We start from the raw sequence: 17,717 nt of genomic DNA, 5'->3' as shown, positions 1-17,717 counted from the left end.
GGTAGATAAAATTTGCAGCATCATGGGAAAGTTCAAGTATGATGAAGAATATCTGACCTTGAAAAACCAGATTATTATATTGAAATAAGACTGATTAAAATTAAGGAGTCTTGCTGAGTGGTTAAGCGTATTGCAATAACAATGCTGTGTGTCGCAAGTTTATCGGGTTGTGCCAGCTTTATTTCTAGCGGTACTGGTACGGCTCCTGTAGGTACCGAAAATGGAGCTCGGACGCTAGGACAGGTATTTATCGATTCTTCTATTGTACGTACTGCAAAAATTAATCTTTATAAACTGGATTCACGTTTTAAACAGTCAAGGGTCAATATTGAAAGCTTCCATGGTAATGTCCTGTTGACCGGGCAGGTGCCGGATGCGCATCTCAAGCAATTGGCAGAAGATAATGTCAAATCCATGAGTGATGTCAGAGCGGTGCATAACTTTATCACTGTGGGTAACCAGAGCAGCTACACTACGATCATGCAGGATACCGCCGTGACGGCGAATACCCGTGGTTTGATTATGAAAGCACCGGTGGTGTCTGACAGCAAAGTGCATGTGCATACTGAAGATGGTGTACTGTATGTGATGGGACGTCTGAACAGTGCTGAAATCGATGACCTGAATCAGGTGCTGCAACAAGTGGGGAATATCACGAAAATTGTCACGCTCATCGACAACGTGGATCAGCGCTCTGGTTATAGTACTAACCAGAATTTTGCAGCGCCTGCATCTTATGCACAGTCGGGTGTTGAACAGACTCCAGTCGCCATCGATCCTGATACAGTTGAACCGACCGATGTTCCATAAGGTCAGTCAATTTAAAACGCAGCTGTCAGATCAGATCCTTGAAGTCCAACAACGTTATAAAGATTTCCGGATCTATGATTTTGGCAGTTATGCGCTGAACCGGTTAACCCCCAAACAGGGTTATAGTGTTGAAACCCAGTTAGCCTATGGCTTAAAAGCCCGTCAACGTTTTGATCTGTTTTTAAGCCATCAGCCATTAGCACATCGCCCCCTGATTATCTTTGTCCATGGTGGTGCCTGGCTGCATGGTGATAAAAAGGATTACCACTTCATCGGCGAGGCCTTTGCCAAAGAAGGTTATGATGTGGTGGTGATGAATTATCATCTAGCGCCTGAACATATTTTCCCGATTTATATTAATGACCTGCATTTATTGCTAAATCATTTGCAGCAGCATGCAGACCAGTTAAATGTTTCTACGGAAAATCTGGTCTTGATGGGGCATTCAGCCGGGGCATTTAATGTCATGTCAGCGCTATACCATCCACAAAAGGCCATGATTGAGCGGGAACAGATCCGCGCCATTATTGGACTGGCAGGTCCTTATCATTTTGACTATAAAGATGATCCGATCTGTGCCGATGCTTTTGACCAGTCGATTCCGTATCAGCAGGTCATGCCATATTATTTTGTGGAAAATACCTCCACCAAACATTATCTGTTCATGGCAGAGCGGGACAATATTGTCGGTCATTTCAACAGTCAGGATCTGGACTGGGTTTTAAAAGACCATGGCAATCATAGTGAGCTGATTACCATTCCGAAACTGGGTCATATTACGATGATCGGTTCATTGTCCAGTTTGTTTAGCCGGTTCTTTGAAACCAAGCCGCGTGTGATGTGGGCGCTAGAAGATGCTTTCAAGTGAAGATCTGTGATCGTGGTAATTCCCATAAAAAAGCCCGGTATAAAAACCGGGCTTTTTTAATTGAAAACCTTAGAGCCATTTACGGGTATCATCTGCGACCGGTGTACCTTGAGTCACATGCATGATCATGGCATGGGCAATACTGCCTTTAAATGGAATTTCCGGCAGCTGATCAAATTTAAAGAATTTCGCGTCGCTAATTTCTTCTTTCTGCAATTGCAGCTCACCGCCAGTATATTCTGCTTTGAAGGCAATCATCAGGTTACTCGGGAAGGGCCACGGCTGACTGGCCAGATACTGGATATTTTTCAATTTCAAGCCGACTTCTTCCAGCGTCTCGCGACGTACCGCTTCTTCAAGCGTTTCCCCAACTTCGACAAATCCGGCAATCAGACCATACATCTGGCTTTTGGTATTACGTGCATTTTTAGCCAGCAAAATTTCATCTTCACCGCGGGTAATCACAGTAATCACACAAGGTTGCACCCTTGGATACTGACGATAATGGCAAGCTGGGCAAACCATGGCATATTCAACAGCATGGGCTTCAGTCGGGGTGCCACAGTGGCTACAGAACTTGTGATTCCGGCGCCATTCCAGTAGTTGCACAGCACGGCTGGCCTGTTCAAATTGCTGAACATTCCAGAACTGTAATAATTGACGGATTGGAACCAGTTGCAACCCTTCAGGAATTGGCTCATCTGGAAGAAGATCACGGGCAATCACCTGATCACCCGGATTCAGCAGCAAATCGCTTGCCAGAGCTTCAACTTGAGGCAGTTGAAAGTGTTGATCGACCAGCAGCTGTTGCTGCTGGAAAATATAAGCAAGTGATAATTTTTTAGACATTAGGCAACGATTTTCAGTTTCTCACTACTGTCTAATGCTACCTTAAACATAGACTGTAATACAGGCTGTTTGTTCTTTAAGTTGTCGATCATCATATCGGCACTAGCCAATGCATCCAGCGCATGATGAATTTCTGCTGGTGTTAATGCAACCGACTGTTCAATACGGTTTTTAATGAACAGGGCAGTTGTATTGAATGCAGCTTTCACATGTTCAGCATTCAGGAACAGCATGGCACCGCCAATTTCACAGAACTGGATGGGTACAGGTTCGAGTTTGGTTAGATCTTGATCTTGTAGATAATCAGTCAGAATCTGGCTAGACAATTCAATCAATGCTTTAGTTTCATTTAACAAAGCATTGTGTGCTTCATCCAGACGATCCAGTGAGATATTCATGTTATTCACACGTAGCTGCAAGCGGCTCGAAGTATGATGGCGTTCCAATACACCAATCGAGTTCATCGCGGATAGAATCACATTCATCAACTGCTGGGCAAAAGACTCATCTTTCAGAATATCTGCCTGGCTGAGTGAAGCTGCCTGACGGTTTAAGTCATGATAGGCTTCATTCAGATTCAGAACCTTGAAGATATTGGCCAAGCTATTCAGCTGAGTCTGGAGTTCCTGAGTTTTTTCAGGTGTCATGTGCTGATAGTTATATTCGATATCATTGCGGATCTGGGTCATTTCCGCAGTCACCAGTTCGCTAATGGTATGCATGGTTTCGAAGTCCGGACCATATAGGTGACGGCTGAACACCTGAAGTTGCATATCTGTCAGTAGATCATCACCAATATTCAGCTGGCTACGGATTTGCTGTGCAGTTGCATCTTCCTGACTAATACATAAGCTTAATACATTTGCCAGATCGGACAGAGAGGCTTTGAAGCTGTCGGCTGAACTAAAGTACTGCGCCATGTTGCGTTCAATACTGATTAAAGTACGTAAACGTGGTTCATTGATGAGCAGGTGATCAATATTATCAAAAGCAACATGCACCAGATGCCAGTATTGCTTGCTTGGATGATTTGCTGAAAGACCTGCCAGATAAGTACCGACCAGTTTGATCGCTTGCAGGTCCATCTCGCTTTCTTCCTGTTTCAGCAGTTTGTTAAGTGACAGCTTATACAGGCGTTGCACATATTTGGATTTTTCCAGACCTGGTACTTGGGGTAACTGGAAGTCTGGGGTAATCAGATCAAGCAAAGGTTCAATATGCTGACCTTCAGTGGTTAATGGTTTACCAAGCGCAAGTTCCAGACGGTTCAGGGTATCGAGCAGGAACTGTGGAATTTTCACTTCACGCAAGCAGATAAATTCGATATAGCGTTTCAGCATGGTGGTGCCTTCACTCAATGCGATCACATCCTGAGTGTTAACCTGCGCCGGACTCCCCATAATCTTGCGCATCAGTTCTGCTGAATATTCTGCAATTTGTGCCAGATTCGGCATATCAATCAGTGCCAGTACCTGTGCACATTGTTCGAACTGATTTAATGCATCGTCAATGCCAAAAGGTAAAGTTTGATCTTCTACCAAGGTGCTTACTGCTGATTCGACTAACTTGATCGAGTTATCAACCTCATTTTTTATTATCAGTAAAGCTGTTGGATCAAAATGTATAGAGGTTTGGTAAGACATGGATCTGCACCTTTCCTTGAGTATTATCATATATATGAGCCCCGCTTTATCGGACGGGGCCTCTTTGGAATTACTATAACTGAAGAACTGTATTTTAAAAGCGAAATTACTGCTTGAAATTTAGATTTTATTTTGCAAAAAGGCAAGGCGTTCCATGCTTTTCTTCAAATTGTTTGACCCATTTCTCATGTTCGGCAAGTTCTTCATCTGATGGAAGAATCACAGGCAATTCAATTTCAATTTTTACACTGCCTGAACTGCCGCCTTGTTCTTCGGTATGTGACAGGGCATCCATATCAAAAGAGACCTGTCCACCGGTCATGGCCAGATAAACATCGGACAGAATTTCCGCATCGAGCAAGGCACCGTGGAAGGTACGGTCACGCTGTGGAATTTCATAACGACGCACGAGGGCATCCAGGGAGTTTTTCTGTCCCGGATGCTTGGATTTGGCCATTGCCAGGGTATCGGTCACTTCACAAACTTCAGAAAGCGCGACAAAGCCTGCCCGCTTGAACTCCATATCCAGGAAGTTCATATCGAAGGTCGCGTTATGCGCAATAATTTCGGCACCTTGCAGATAGTCAAACAGTACCTGTGAGATTTCTTCAAACAGCGGCTTGTCTTGCAGGAACTCGTCGGTAATACCGTGTACATTCACCGAATCGCCAACCGGTTTTTTCGGATTGATATAAATATGGATTGAGCTGCCGGTAAGTTTCCGGTTAATCATCTCAATCGCACCTACCTCAATGATCCGGTCACCATCCTGATAATAGAAACCGGTGGTTTCAGTATCCAGAATCAATTGACGAGGGCCATGCAGCTCTAAGGTCGGCGGTGTAATTACAATTTGCGGATGTAGTTCGGTTGAATCTGAAGTGACTGAAGCGGACTCATCGGTATTTTCAGTTGTTTCCAAATTTTCAGTCTGTTCCATTTCTTCTTCAGCCATTTCCATGCTCTCTTCGAGTTCTTCTTCACTATCGACAAGATCCAGCCCGAAAGGGTCGTCTAGAAGCCAGTCAGGTTCAGATTTTTTTTTATTTTCAGTTATTGCAGTCACTGATTTGGATTTTTTCAAGGTTTCATCTGCGCCTTGGTTGGCCAGTTGATCGGCCATTTCATTGCCAGGATGTCCGGCATGGCCTTTGACCCAGTGCCATTCAATATCGCGGCCTTGACAGGTGGCATCCAGTTTTTGCCATAGATCCGGATTTTTAACGTCTTTCCAGTTTTTCTTTTTCCAGCCATGAATCCATTCGGTAATGCCTTGTTTGACATAATTGGAATCGGTATAAATGACCAGCTTGGCATCTTTCGGACAGAACTGGATGCCTTCGATCGCCGCGGTCAGCTCCATGCGATTATTGGTGGTATGATCTTCGCCACCGCAAATTTTGTGTTCCTTCTGTTCGGTAATTATGTACGCACCCCAACCGCCTAAACCCGGGTTGCCGCGACAGGCGCCATCAACATATAGTGTGATAGTGTGAGACATAAATTAAAATCCGATCAAAAAAGAACTTGCTGAAGCGGATATTGTATAACGCAAATACGCTTGATGCGTCTAGATGCACCAGTTTTTTTAATTTCTTGTAACATTTAACGTGAAATCGGGGTAAATTAATGCCTTGTGTCCACGACATGCTTCACTACAATGGCATATCTAAAAAATAAATTTATATACGAATTGTTTGGATTTCTTTATGTATAAACCAACCGCAATTTTGTGGCAGCCCGCATTACCAGCATTTTTAAAATTTTCTGTACTTGGAACGGCTCTCGCTTCCTTGGGACTGACGGGCTGTTCTTCTACACAAAGTGCGACCCAGAAAGCGTCAAGTAAGCAGGTTGGCTCACAATATCTAGATGCAAGCAGTTTGGATGGGCTGGAAGATTTACTTTCTGCAACGGATATGCGTGCGGTTGAAGGTGATCGCTTACTGATTTTGAAGCATGGTGATATCTGGAAACGGATGACCGTGGGTTTCAAGATGGATCTGAATACCTGGAATCCGCGTATTGATGCACAGCGTGGCTGGTTTATTTCCCGTCAGCCGTATCTGGACCGCCTGAGTGCCCGTGCATCACGCTATTTATATTATACGGTGAAAGAAGCAGAGCGTCGTGGCATGCCTACGGAACTGGCTTTATTACCGATTATTGAAAGTTCTTATGACCCGGCGGCGACCAGTAGTGCAGCAGCGGCAGGTTTATGGCAGTTTATTCCGAGTACTGGCCGTATTTATGGTCTGAAACAAACCTCACTTTACGATGGCCGTCGTGATGTCGTTGAGTCGACCCGTGCGGCTTATGAGTTTCTAGGCAGCCTATATAACCAGTTTGGTTCGTGGGAATTGGCTTTGGCCTCTTATAATGCCGGTCCAGGCCGTATCCAGCAGGCGATTAACCGTAATAAGGCTGCAGGTTTACCTACCGATTACTGGTCCTTGAAACTGCCTCAGGAAACCATGAACTATGTACCGCGCTTCCTGGCAGTTGCACAGATTGTGAAAAATCCGGGTACTTATGGCGTGAGTTTGCCACCGATTGCCAACCGTCCTCACTTCCGTGAAGTGACTGTGGGTGCAGCCAATTTAAATGAGATCGCAGCGATTACGGGTTTAAGTCGTGCTGAACTGTATCAGCTTAACCCGGGACATCGTGGTGACCGTATTGATCCGGAAAGTCCACGCCGTATTTTGATTCCGGCTGACTTAAGTCCATCGATAGATGAAAAACTGAAAAAACTGCAGTCGAGCTCAAGCGGCTTATGGGCAGGTACTGTCAGTAACTCGCCTAAAACGACCACTACAGTAACTCCAAAGCCAACTGTAGCACCAGCATCAACCAGTACCACCATCGTACCTGCCAAGCAGACTCCACCGGTGCTTGCAACTACGACTGCTAAGACTGCAACAGCAACTAAAGCTCCAACTGCGACCACAACACCTAAACCAGCTACGACTGCACCAGCAGCAGTGTCAACCACCACGACACCTAATCTAACTGCACAAACCACTAAACGGGTCAGTACTCCACGTGGTTCTGAAGCACTTGCTGAATTTGCTGCAAAAAGTGAATTGCCTATTCCAAGTGCGCCACGTATTCCAGTTGCTGTGACGCCAGTTGCTTCGGTGAAGCCTATCCAGGTCGAACCACCAATTACCGCAGCTGAACGTCAGCAAATCCAGAAAGTGGTGTCAGCAGAAGAAATTAATAAAACCGTGGATGAGCTTTTACAACCTGTAGCAACTGCGGCTGAACAGGCACAGGTCATTGAAGAGCTGAAAGCACTGGCACCTGCAGGCACAGAAATTGTTGACCCTTATGATGGCAAGATCAAACTGACTGCAATTCAGACCAGTCAGTCTATTGCCGAGCAGCAGGGTAAGGAGCTGACCAAAGGATTCTCATATCCGAAAGAAGTCGCTGTAAACACCAGTGCAGATTCAGTTGAAGCTCGACTCAATCAGGGCAAAAACTATGTAAAAACTGATTCAGAAGTCGTGGTTGTGGCACCGAAAGGTAAGCGCAGTACCTATAAGGTTTTACCGGGTGATAATCTGGCATTGATTGCAGCCAAAAATGGCGTGAACTGGCGTGATGTCGCGAAATGGAACCAGATTGATCCAAACTCTACATTATATGTGGGCACCACAATTTATCTCTATGATGCCAAGCCCGTGCAGGAAGCACCGAAAGCTAAAGAGAAACCGGAAAGCTATGTGGTTCAGGCCAATGATTCTTTGACCAGCGTTGCCAGCCAGTTCGGCCTGAGCGTTAAACAGTTGGCTGATTATAATGATCTGAGTACGACCAGCGGTTTATTTGTTGGGCAAAAGCTTTCCCTGAAAGAAAGTGCCAGCAAAGCGAAAGCTGAAGACAGTAAAAAAGCCGAAACTGCCAAAGTTCAGACCAAGTCCTATACCGTTAAACGTGGTGAGTATCTGAAATTGATTGCAGATCGCTACGCATTGTCGAATGCAGAACTTGCTGCACTAACTCCGGGTTTAACTGCGGGTAGCAGTTTGATGGTCGGACAGAAGATTAATGTTCCTCTTAATGAAGTTGAAGAACTGACTGCGAGCAGTAAGAAAACCGAAAAAGTCGAACAGAAGTTTGAGAACGTTAAGGTTGATCATACGCCAACAGAAAACTATCAGGTCAAACGTGGTGAAACCCTGTACAGCATTGCCAATCAAAGTAAATTGACGGTATCTGAACTGGCTGCGTTAAATGGCCTGTCTGCAAACAGTGGCTTACGCATTGGTCAAACCATCAAGATTCCAGCTGGTAGTCAGGTTCCTGACAGTTATACGGTTCAATCGGGTGATACACTGACCGGGATTGCAGCAAAATATAATCTGTCGATGGATCAAATTGCTAACCTGAACAATATTTCCCGTAGTGCCAATCTGCGTGTGGGTCAGCATCTAAAATTATCTGGCAGTCCTGAACCTGTGCAGGAAGTGGTCACCGAGACTCAGGAAAAGAATGTTAAATCAGATACTCACATCGTGAAATCTGGTGAAACCTTAAGCTCGATTGCCCGCCAATATCATCTGCAATTACGTTATCTGGCAGACTTGAATGGTTTGAATACCAATAGCAATGTGCGGATTGGACAGCGTTTAAAAATTAATGAAGATATTCAGATCGCCAAAAAAGAGCCAGCATTGAAAGTCGCAACAAAATCTGCATCTTCTAAGGCGACAGAATCCTATACGGTAAAATCCGGGGAATCTCTGATTGCGATTGCCAATCGTGTAGGAGTACCCGTTACTGATCTGGCGAGCCTGAACAATCTTAGTCCACGTGCCGGTTTACGTGTGGGCCAAACGCTTCAGCTTCCAAAACTTGTCACTGAATACAAGGTAAAGCGTGGCGATACCTTGATCGGCCTGGCATCCCGTTATGGTATGGCAACCAATGAACTGGCAGAAATGAATGAACTGGAACCCAATACTCAATTGCGTATTGGTGATGTGATTAAGGTTCCAAACTAATTTCTGGATCGTGAAATTGTTTAATCCCGTCCATATCTTATGGATTCTTGCTGCCCCCTGGATCATCAGTTCCAGCGGGGCAGCAGTCATTACGACGCCTTATATTGCACTGCATAGTGTACCCAAATATGCACAGGCTAAATCTCTGCCTTATGCCAATCCGCAAGCGCCCAAAGGTGGTGTCCTGATTCAAGCAGCCGATGGCAGTTTTGATAATCTGAACAGTATGAATGGTAAGGGGAATGTCACTGAAGGGGTTAATTATATTTTTGACAGCCTCATGTCAAAATCCCTGGATGAACCCGGCGTCTATTATCCTTTGCTGGCGGAGAAAGTCAGTTTTGACCCAAAGCAGACCGCTTATATTATTTTCCATTTAAATCCTAAAGCCAGATTCAGTAATGGTCAGCCAGTGACGGCTAAGGATGTGAAATACAGTTTTGATCTGTACCAGACCCAGTCTAATTTCGGCTTGCAGATGTATCTGGCAGATATTAAAAAAACCGAAGTCCTGTCACCTTCAAAAGTTAAGATTAGTTTTAAATCTCGCCATAATCCGGAAATGGCGATGATTGTGACGCAAATGCCGATCTATTCTCAGCAGGAGTGGCAAAAGCGCAACTTTAAGGACATTAACCTGAAACCGATCTTGGGTTCTGGGCCCTATGTGATTGAACGTATTGATGCAGGACGCAGTATTTCCTATAAACGTAATCCGCATTATTGGGGTAAAGACCTGCTGGTCAATCGCGGCCGTTATAATTTTGATCGCATACAGTATCGCTATTACCGTAGTCCGGAAATCAAGTTTGAGGCATTTAAATCTGGCCAGTTTACGCTGCATGAAGAAAAACAGGTCAACCGCTGGGTAAGTGATTATCGGTTTCCTGCGGTACAGCAAGGCCAAATCAAAACCTATCGTTTTCTCCATCACAATCCGATTCCAACCCAAAGCCTGATTTTTAATACGCGACGTCAGCCCTTTGCTGATATCCGCTTCCGGCAAGCTTTAACTCTGGCCTATGATTTTGAATGGCTAAATAAAGCCTTGTTTCATGGAGAATATCAGCGTCTGAACAGCTTTTTTAGTAATAGTGAACTGGCATCTACAGGCAAGCCGAGTGCTCAGGAGCTGGAAATATTACAGCCAAATTTATCTAAATTGCATCCGGTGCAACGTCAGGCGGTATTACAGGATTGGCATTATCCGCAATCAGATGCCTCCGGGTTTAACCGCAAAAATTTATTACAGGCGCGACAAATTTTATTGAATGCCGGTTACCGTTATCAGCAGGGGAAACTGGTGACTGCTCAAGGTCAACCTGTACAGATTGAATTTCTGTTGCATCAGGCTGAACAGCAGCGTCATCTGATGCCTTATTTACGCCATTTGAAACGTTTAGGAATTCAGGCTCACATTCGGATGGTGGAAACGGCTCAGTATTATGAGCGACTAAGAAATTATCAGTTTGATATGATTGTGGATACTATGCCGCAATCGCTGACACCGGGGCAGGAACAGAAACAGTTTTGGGGCAGTCAGGCGGCACGTCAGCCTGGCAATTATAATTATGCCGGTATTCAAAATCCGGTGATTGATCGGGTGATTGATCAGGTAGTTCAGGCACAAAGTCGTGAGCAGCTGATTTATAGTACCCGAGCTTTAGACCGTTTATTGCGAGCCGGTTATTATCATATTCCGACCTATGGTACGGGTGAATACTGGTATGCTTACTGGAATATGTATCAGCAGCCTAAAATCAAGCCCAAGCTTTCTGCGGGTATTGATTACTGGTGGGTGGATGCAGCTAAAGCCAGAAAAGTGGCACCATACTTAAAATATCGCTAGATTTCCAGCTTCGGGGAGTGCCATGAGCACTTATATCGTCAAACGTTTGCTTCTTATGATTCCGACATTATTGATGGTTCTACTGATCAATTTTGTAGTGATTCAGCTTGCGCCGGGTGGTCCAGTGGAACAGGCCATCTATCAGCCACAGCATGCAAATAATTTGGCGATCGGTGGCTTGCAGTATCAGGGACAGCAAGGCCTGACGCCCGAAATGCTGGAGCAGATCAAAATTCAGTATGGATTTGATCAACCGGTTCATTTACGTTTCTGGGAAATGTTGAAAAGCTATGCCCAGTTCGATTTAGGCCAGAGTTTTTTTAAAGGTCAAGCTGTGACTGAACTGATCTGGGAAAAATTGCCAGTTTCACTGTCTTTAGGTTTCTGGAGTACCTTGCTCATTTATCTGGTCTCTATTCCTCTTGGCATCCAGAAAGCCAAAAAGCATGGCAGCCTGTTTGATCAAACGACGTCTTTGCTGCTGGCTGTGGGCTATGCCATTCCAGCCTTTATCTTTGCCATTTTGCTGATTGTATTTTTTGCAGGTGGTTCCTATCTGCAATGGTTTCCTTTACAAGGGTTAAGCTCGGAAAATTTTGATGAATTATCTTTCTTTGAAAAAATTCAGGATTATTTCTGGCATATGGCTTTGCCGCTACTGGCCATGGTGCTAGGTGGTTTTGCACGGCTGACTTATCTGGTGAAATTTTCCTTTATGGAAGAACTCAGTAAACACTATGTACTGGCAGCAAAAGCGAAGGGACTACAGGAAAGGGCAGTACTCTATCGGCATGTACTGCGCAATGCAGTGCTGGTGTTGATCGCTGGATTGCCAGAAGCTTTGCTCGGTATTTTATTTGTCGGGAACCTGTTTATTGAAATCATCTTTAATCTGGATGGTTTGGGCATGCTGGGATTTGAAGCGATTCTGCAGCGGGATTATCCGGTCATTTTTGGAACCTTGTTTATTTTTACCTTATTGGGCTTGGTGCTACGTTTGATCAGTGATGTGCTGTATCGGGTAATTGATCCCCGGATTCATTTCGATTCGCGAGGATTGAAATAATGTCACCAATGCTACGCGCCAGCCTGCAACGTTTTAAAAATAATAAAACCGGATTTGCCTGCTGCATTGCCTTTGTCATTATTTTTATCTTGTCACTTGGTGCTGAGCTGATCGCTAACGATAAGCCTTTACTGATCAAGTATGAGGACTCCTATTATCTGCCAGTAATAAAGTCATATCCTGAAACGACTTTTGGGGGTGTCTTTGAAACTGAAGCCGAGTATCAGGATCCTGCGGTACAGCAGCTGATTAATGCCAAAGGCTGGGCAATCTGGCCGGTGATCCGCTTCGGCTATGACACACCCAATTTGGCACTCGATATTCCAGTACCTTCACCTCCAAGCAGGCAAAATTGGCTAGGAACAGATGATCAGGGACGGGATGTGCTGGCACGGATTCTATATGGCTTGCGTATTTCCTTGCTGTTTGGCTTTGCACTGACTTTGCTGTCGGCAGGATTAGGTGTGCTGGTCGGTGCAGTTCAAGGCTATTATGGTGGCTGGATTGACCTGATCGGGCAACGTGCACTTGAGGTCTGGAGCAGCCTGCCGATGCTGTTTATGGTCATGATTCTGGTCAGTGTGTTTAGTCCGAATATTTACTGGCTATTTGTGATCATGCTATTTTTTGGCTGGACAACACTGGTGTCGATGGTGCGCGCTGAATTTTTACGGGCCAGAAATCTGGAATATGTCTGGGCAGCGAAAAGTATTGGTGCAGGGCATGGCCGGATCATGTTCAGGCATATTTTACCCAATGTGATGGGTTCCAGCCTGTCACAACTACCTTTTATGCTGACTGCCAATATTAGCGCACTAACTGCACTGGACTTTTTAGGTTATGGTTTGCCACCCGAAACCGCTTCTCTAGGTGAATTATTACTGCAGGGTAAAAATAATCTCAATGCGCCGTGGTTGGCTTTATCCGGGTTTCTGACTTTAGCCATTGTCTTGTCTTTACTCATCTATATCGGTGAAGCCATCCGGGATGCTTTCGATCCCAAAATTTAAAATGATTTTTTAAGACTGACTTAATATCTACAAATAAAATTTGTATCCATTTGACAATATGAATTGTCAATTATGGCAAGTTAGGTTATAACACATACAAAATAAGATAAACATTTCAGGAAAGTACATGACACAATTGGCCGATTCCATCCAGATCCGTAATACCCAATTTAAAAACCGTATCATTAAAGGTGCCATGAGTGAGGCATTGGCCAATGATGCAGGCCAACCCAATCAGGCCCATTTAAAGTTGTATGAGGCGTGGGCCAAAGGCGGTTTAGGCTGTGCGATTACGGGTAATGTCATGGTGGATTTTCGTGCCAAGAATGAACCGGGTGTGGTCGTGGTAGAAACTGAACGTGATCTGGAAAAGTTAAAAGCTTGGGCGAATGTCGGCAAACGTCATGGCATGGTGCAACTGGTACAGTTGTCTCATCCTGGACGTCAGTGCCCGAAAGGCTTGAATAAAGAAACCGTAGCGCCTTCAGCTGTGCTTTTTAGTCCGGCACTGGCGATGAGTTTCGGTACGCCACGTGAACTGCGTGAAGATGAAATTTTAGATATTATCCAGCGCTTTGCGACTTCAGCTGCCATTTGCGAAAAGGCGGGATTTGAAGGCGTGCAGTTACATGGGGCGCATGGTTATCTAATTAGCCAGTTTTTATCGCCCCTGACCAATAAACGTCAAGACCAGTGGGGTGGCAGTATTGAAAACCGCAGCCGATTCTTGCTAGAGGCTTATAAGGCAGTGCGTGCAGCAACTTCAGAGAATTTTATCATTTCAGTGAAATTAAACTCGGCAGACTTTCAGCGCGGTGGCATTAGTGAAGAAGACGTTATTTATGTCTTTAAGGCGGTGGATGCAGTCGGGATCGATATGATTGAAGTTTCTGGCGGAACCTATGAAGCACCTGCAATGGCCGGAGTAAAAGCAGAGAAACGTAAAGCATCAACGGTTGCCCGCGAAGCCTATTTCCTCGATTTTGCCGAAAAGATCCGTCAGGAAGTTAATTGTTATTTAATGGTGACGGGGGGCTTCCGTACCGCAGTGGGTATGAATGCAGCCCTTGACAGCGGCGCATGTGATTTTGTCGGTATTGCACGTCCATTTGCGGTCGAGCCTGATCTGGGTAACCGTCTGGTGGCTGGACAGGATGTACGTTATGCAGTTGAGAAAATTAAAACCGGTATTCCAATGATCGATAAAATGGCGATTATGGAAATCATCTGGTATGCCGCACAATTTAAAGAAATTGCCAAAGGTAATCGACCAAATCCAAAACTGTCGCCTTTAAAGGTATTTTTAAATTACGTAAAAGGTAATGTGAAAGCTGTGATTAAAGGTCAGATCAATTCACGTAAATCGGCTTAATTTGTATAATGCATTGAAGCAAAAACAGGGCATATAAAATGCCCTGTTTTTTTATGAATGACCTTTTTAAGAATAAGTCATGGCTTGAGTCTGAAAAGGGAAGAGCAACTGAGAAAGCTGACGTGTTGCCCACAAGCCCACTTCCTGATGATGCATATGCGGTGCCACGTAAGGAATCAATAAATCAATCTTTTGTTCGGCAGCAGCGCAGCGATTCAGACGGCTTTTCAGCTGATGGATCTGTTGCTGGTCAATACGGTTCAATACCGGTTCCATCTGGTTATGAACTTGAGATCTGCTACGTGATGACAGACGAGCGGCAAAAGTCTCACCTTGAATCCAGTCTTTAATAATCTGTTTTTCAGTCGCATTAAATACACCAAACATTTTGCCATCTGGATCATCAATCATTTTCCAGAACCGGCTTTGTTCTACAGGTGCATCTTTTACAATCCAGCCTTTTTCAATCATGACTTTCAAGAAGTCTGCAATCTGTGCCGGATCGGATAACCACTCATTAATGGTCTTGCCACTAAACTGGCATTTCTGGTTATGGATATATTGTCCAATCAGCGCTTTGTTCTGAAATACTTTCAAAGCCAGTTTTTCAGTATCCAGTTGCTTGATGATCTGGGAAGAACTTTTACCAATGTCATTCAGCACATAACCTTTTTTAATCAGGTCTAGATACTGGGCAGGATCTTCAGCGAGTGCATACTGATCAAAATAGGCTTGCAGCGATTTTTGTGCATGACCGTTGTGAGCATTATCAATGGTAATGTGTACATTGAAATAATGTGGATCAATACCGAGTTCAGACAGCTCATAATTGGTAATTAACAGGTGTAAGGGCAGCTGCTCATAACCCAGATTGAAACCAATTACTAACGGCAGATATTCTGGCGGCGCATAGGCCAAAGCCAGCTGCACGGCTGCTTGTTCATAATAGCTGGCATCCAGTTGCTCAGCATAGCTGTTCAGCTCATAATGATTCAGCAAATCCTGATACATGGTGACATGATTGGCACGGGTATGACCCATGCCTAGTTCTTCCAGATAGATATAAATCAGGTCTTTGGTTTCCGGACGGTTCCAGTTTTGCACAGTTGAATACAGCCATGAGCCGTCTACCAGTTTTACAGGTGCGACTTTGGCCAGGAACTCAAATGCATGTGACACAGTCGGGAAGTATTCACGTCCTTGCTGCTGTCTACGCCGCTCTACATAGGACTGGAAGATTGCGCAGGTTTGGTGGTGCTGTTCCAGAAAATGTTGCTCTACATGTCTGGGTTGATCCAGCCATTCCAGCCCAGCCACATCAACTTGCTGGATTAAATCTCTTAAATAGTTCTCAGCCTGTTCGGTCTTTACTGCCGTCGAAATCTGTTGATCTTGAAAGAAGTTGACCCAATCTTTAAAGTTATTAAATTGATGATTATGATTTTTAATAGATGATTCAGGCGAACTTAACTTTGTACTGACGAACATAATCTGATCCTTGCAGATATATTATGCTTTCTACCTTAACGGCATGCTTATACCACCGGTGTTGATTTTTTGTTCGGATTTATAGTGCGATTGCTGTAAATGAAAATGAATGGATAACGAGTTGAAGAGAAATGTAAAAGAATAAGATTTTTGAATGAATTATTTATAAACAAATAAAATTGCAATCGAGACAATTTGATCAAACGTTAAAAACAGGAATGAAGGAACAAGCAAAAAAACAAATAATAAAAAAGCCCAAGTCATCATGCTTGGGCTTTTTTATGAGAAGTTAATTAAATTAACTATCTCGAATATGGCGTCCCTACGGGGATTCGAACCCCGGTTACCGCCGTGAAAGGGCGATGTCCTAGGCCTCTAGACGATAGGGACAGTGTAGAAGTGATATTTTAAACCAGAACTTTGGATTTGAAGTAATGGCGTCCCTACGGGGATTCGAACCCCGGTTACCGCCGTGAAAGGGCGATGTCCTAGGCCTCTAGACGATAGGGACTTAATAAAATATTACTTCTGAAATTGGCGTCCCTACGGGGATTCGAACCCCGGTTACCGCCGTGAAAGGGCGATGTCCTAGGCCTCTAGACGATAGGGACGTTTCAGAGGTGGGCGTATATTAGGGTGAAAACAGGGGGGTGTCAAACGCTTTTCCAGAGTTTTTTGGAAATTTTCTTTTGAGTGCATAAATTTAAAACAATATTAGCAGAATACTTGAAAAATGCAGGATTTAGGCCGGATTTTTAAGCAATTCCAGAATGGCTTCAACAACCTGCGGATGCAGTAAATAGCCAGTAATATCATGTGGACGGTGAATATGCGTACGAATGCCATGATTGATGATTTCAGGTTCAAACTTGAATGGCGGTTCGGTAAGCGGAATGGCGGTGAGATAATCATCCGTTGAGTAGAAATTGATCCAGTCGCCTTTAATTGCCTTAGGTCGTACCACCGGCTGTGCCAAGCTGGATTGAATCACCTGAAAGGCTAATGGTGAACCTAAAGTAATAAAACGCTGTACATTCAGTTCAGGGTGCTGGATAAGATGATTATAGGCAATCACACTTCCTAAAGAATGGGCAATGACAATGCAGGGTTTGCGACCACTCAGTTGTCGGGCAATCCGTTCATGCACTTTCCTCATGAAATCAGGGTTATCGAGATAAAGATAAGTTTCAATCAGAAATCTCTGCAACAGAGTGCGATGCAGAGTGGGAAAATAATTGAGTAATAAGGCAAAATCCCGAAGCGCCACATTCCTGCCGAGGGCGGTAAAATAATTGAATTTCTGCCTGAAATCCATGGTGTCACTTGAACTGGGTTGGGCGAAATCGGTAATTGTGGGCCTACGCCAACCAGGACGTGGAACAGGGGCTGGAAGCTGAGGCTGAGCAGGCTTACGAAAAGGAAAGCTAGGCCATTCCTGTGGCATCAGGGTGCCGGCTTCTAGAATATTGCGGACGTTATAACGTGAAAGCAGATCGCCATAAAATGGAATACGAATGTGACGTTTTAAATAACTAAATCTGGCATCTTGTTGATGTTTGCGCATCCCTTTTTGAAGTATATGTAGCCAGCGCTGCCGGATGGAGGCAGCGCTATGATGTTGCTGATTCATTCCATGAATAAAAATAACTTTCATCGACACCCCACTGAGTTCGATAGAATTATATTTACAGTATAGAAAATATTAACGTAGCAAAAGCAGCGCTTTTTGTGGTGTTAATGTGTAAATTAT

The 17,717-nt window shown here is 44.4% G+C and carries 12 protein-coding genes and 3 tRNA genes; 7 read left to right on the top strand and 8 right to left on the bottom strand.

The window, feature by feature from the left end; translation table 11 throughout:
• Positions 1-117: 117 nt before the first annotated feature.
• Together FTV25_RS04205 and FTV25_RS04200 are read left to right on the top strand one after the other, a co-directional pair.
• A complete protein-coding gene (locus FTV25_RS04205; RefSeq protein WP_159123345.1) occupies positions 118-810 on the top strand; it encodes a BON domain-containing protein in 693 nt (230 codons plus the stop codon).
• On the top strand, positions 800-1,678 hold the full coding sequence (locus FTV25_RS04200) for an alpha/beta hydrolase (protein ID WP_180002314.1): 879 nt from the start codon (positions 800-802) through the stop codon (positions 1,676-1,678). The genes FTV25_RS04205 and FTV25_RS04200 overlap by 11 nt, the downstream gene beginning before the upstream one ends.
• Positions 1,679-1,747: 69 nt before the next feature.
• Here FTV25_RS04200 and nudC read toward each other — a convergent pair whose 3' ends face one another.
• The 3 genes from nudC to dnaQ all read right to left on the bottom strand — a co-directional run bounded on the left by nudC (position 1,748) and on the right by dnaQ (position 5,671).
• Positions 1,748-2,527, bottom strand: a complete 780-nt coding sequence (gene nudC / locus FTV25_RS04195) for an NAD(+) diphosphatase (RefSeq protein ID WP_180002315.1) — start codon at positions 2,525-2,527, stop codon at positions 1,748-1,750.
• Positions 2,527-4,170: a chemotaxis protein gene (locus tag FTV25_RS04190; protein ID WP_180002316.1), complete on the bottom strand. Its 1,644-nt coding sequence runs from the start codon at positions 4,168-4,170 to the stop codon at positions 2,527-2,529. Before FTV25_RS04190 ends, nudC begins: the two co-directional genes overlap by 1 nt.
• Before the next feature lie 127 nt (positions 4,171-4,297).
• Positions 4,298-5,671 carry a DNA polymerase III subunit epsilon gene (dnaQ, locus tag FTV25_RS04185; protein WP_180002317.1) on the bottom strand — a complete coding sequence of 458 codons (1,374 nt, stop codon included), beginning with the start codon at positions 5,669-5,671 and terminating at the stop codon, positions 4,298-4,300.
• Positions 5,672-5,879: 208 nt separating this feature from the next.
• Here dnaQ and FTV25_RS04180 point away from each other — a divergent pair, with 208 nt between their 5' ends.
• The 5 genes from FTV25_RS04180 (at position 5,880) to FTV25_RS04160 (ending at position 14,479) form a co-directional block, all read left to right on the top strand.
• Entirely contained in the window at positions 5,880-9,182 is a 3,303-nt protein-coding gene (locus FTV25_RS04180) for a LysM peptidoglycan-binding domain-containing protein (protein WP_180002318.1), read from the top strand.
• 16 nt (positions 9,183-9,198) lie between these two features.
• A complete protein-coding gene (locus FTV25_RS04175) occupies positions 9,199-11,031 on the top strand; it encodes an extracellular solute-binding protein (RefSeq protein ID WP_180002319.1) in 1,833 nt (610 codons plus the stop codon).
• Positions 11,032-11,053: 22 nt separating this feature from the next.
• On the top strand, positions 11,054-12,097 hold the full coding sequence (locus FTV25_RS04170; protein ID WP_180002320.1) for an ABC transporter permease subunit: 1,044 nt from the start codon (positions 11,054-11,056) through the stop codon (positions 12,095-12,097).
• Positions 12,097-13,107, top strand: a complete 1,011-nt coding sequence (locus FTV25_RS04165; protein WP_166138250.1) for an ABC transporter permease — start codon at positions 12,097-12,099, stop codon at positions 13,105-13,107. The genes FTV25_RS04170 and FTV25_RS04165 overlap by 1 nt, the downstream gene beginning before the upstream one ends.
• Positions 13,108-13,234: 127 nt before the next feature.
• A complete protein-coding gene (locus tag FTV25_RS04160) occupies positions 13,235-14,479 on the top strand; it encodes an NADH:flavin oxidoreductase/NADH oxidase family protein (protein ID WP_180002321.1) in 1,245 nt (414 codons plus the stop codon).
• Positions 14,480-14,545: 66 nt separating this feature from the next.
• Here FTV25_RS04160 and FTV25_RS04155 read toward each other — a convergent pair whose 3' ends face one another.
• The 5 genes from FTV25_RS04155 to FTV25_RS04135 form a co-directional block, all read right to left on the bottom strand.
• The gene (locus FTV25_RS04155; RefSeq protein WP_180002322.1) at positions 14,546-15,967 is read right to left on the bottom strand and encodes an iron-containing redox enzyme family protein; all 1,422 of its coding nucleotides are present in this window, start codon (positions 15,965-15,967) and stop codon (positions 14,546-14,548) included.
• A gap of 314 nt (positions 15,968-16,281) precedes the next feature.
• Positions 16,282-16,357, bottom strand: a tRNA-Glu gene (locus FTV25_RS04150).
• A 45-nt stretch (positions 16,358-16,402) separates the two neighbouring features.
• Positions 16,403-16,478: transfer RNA gene (locus FTV25_RS04145), tRNA-Glu, on the bottom strand.
• Positions 16,479-16,502: 24 nt separating this feature from the next.
• Positions 16,503-16,578: transfer RNA gene (locus tag FTV25_RS04140), tRNA-Glu, on the bottom strand.
• 131 nt (positions 16,579-16,709) lie between these two features.
• The gene (locus FTV25_RS04135) at positions 16,710-17,621 is read right to left on the bottom strand and encodes an alpha/beta hydrolase (protein WP_180002323.1); all 912 of its coding nucleotides are present in this window, start codon (positions 17,619-17,621) and stop codon (positions 16,710-16,712) included.
• Positions 17,622-17,717 lie beyond the last annotated feature (96 nt).

The organism is Acinetobacter sp. YH12249, assembly GCF_013417475.1.
Lineage (GTDB): Bacteria > Pseudomonadota > Gammaproteobacteria > Pseudomonadales > Moraxellaceae > Acinetobacter.
This window is presented reverse-complemented; position numbering and strand designations above follow the sequence as displayed.

What these genes read in the sequence shown, in the direction of transcription:
- FTV25_RS04200 (WP_180002314.1), top strand. Translation starts at nt 800, where the DNA reads ATGTTCCATAAGGTCAGTCAATTTAAAACGCAGCTGTCAGATCAGATC.
- nudC (WP_180002315.1), bottom strand. Translation starts at nt 2,527, where the DNA reads ATGTCTAAAAAATTATCACTTGCTTATATTTTCCAGCAGCAACAGCTG.
- FTV25_RS04190 (WP_180002316.1), bottom strand. Translation starts at nt 4,170, where the DNA reads ATGTCTTACCAAACCTCTATACATTTTGATCCAACAGCTTTACTGATA.
- dnaQ (WP_180002317.1), bottom strand. Translation starts at nt 5,671, where the DNA reads ATGTCTCACACTATCACACTATATGTTGATGGCGCCTGTCGCGGCAAC.
- FTV25_RS04180 (WP_180002318.1), top strand. Translation starts at nt 5,880, where the DNA reads ATGTATAAACCAACCGCAATTTTGTGGCAGCCCGCATTACCAGCATTT.
- FTV25_RS04170 (WP_180002320.1), top strand. Translation starts at nt 11,054, where the DNA reads ATGAGCACTTATATCGTCAAACGTTTGCTTCTTATGATTCCGACATTA.
- FTV25_RS04165 (WP_166138250.1), top strand. Translation starts at nt 12,097, where the DNA reads ATGTCACCAATGCTACGCGCCAGCCTGCAACGTTTTAAAAATAATAAA.
- FTV25_RS04160 (WP_180002321.1), top strand. Translation starts at nt 13,235, where the DNA reads ATGACACAATTGGCCGATTCCATCCAGATCCGTAATACCCAATTTAAA.
- FTV25_RS04155 (WP_180002322.1), bottom strand. Translation starts at nt 15,967, where the DNA reads ATGTTCGTCAGTACAAAGTTAAGTTCGCCTGAATCATCTATTAAAAAT.
- FTV25_RS04135 (WP_180002323.1), bottom strand. Translation starts at nt 17,621, where the DNA reads ATGAAAGTTATTTTTATTCATGGAATGAATCAGCAACATCATAGCGCT.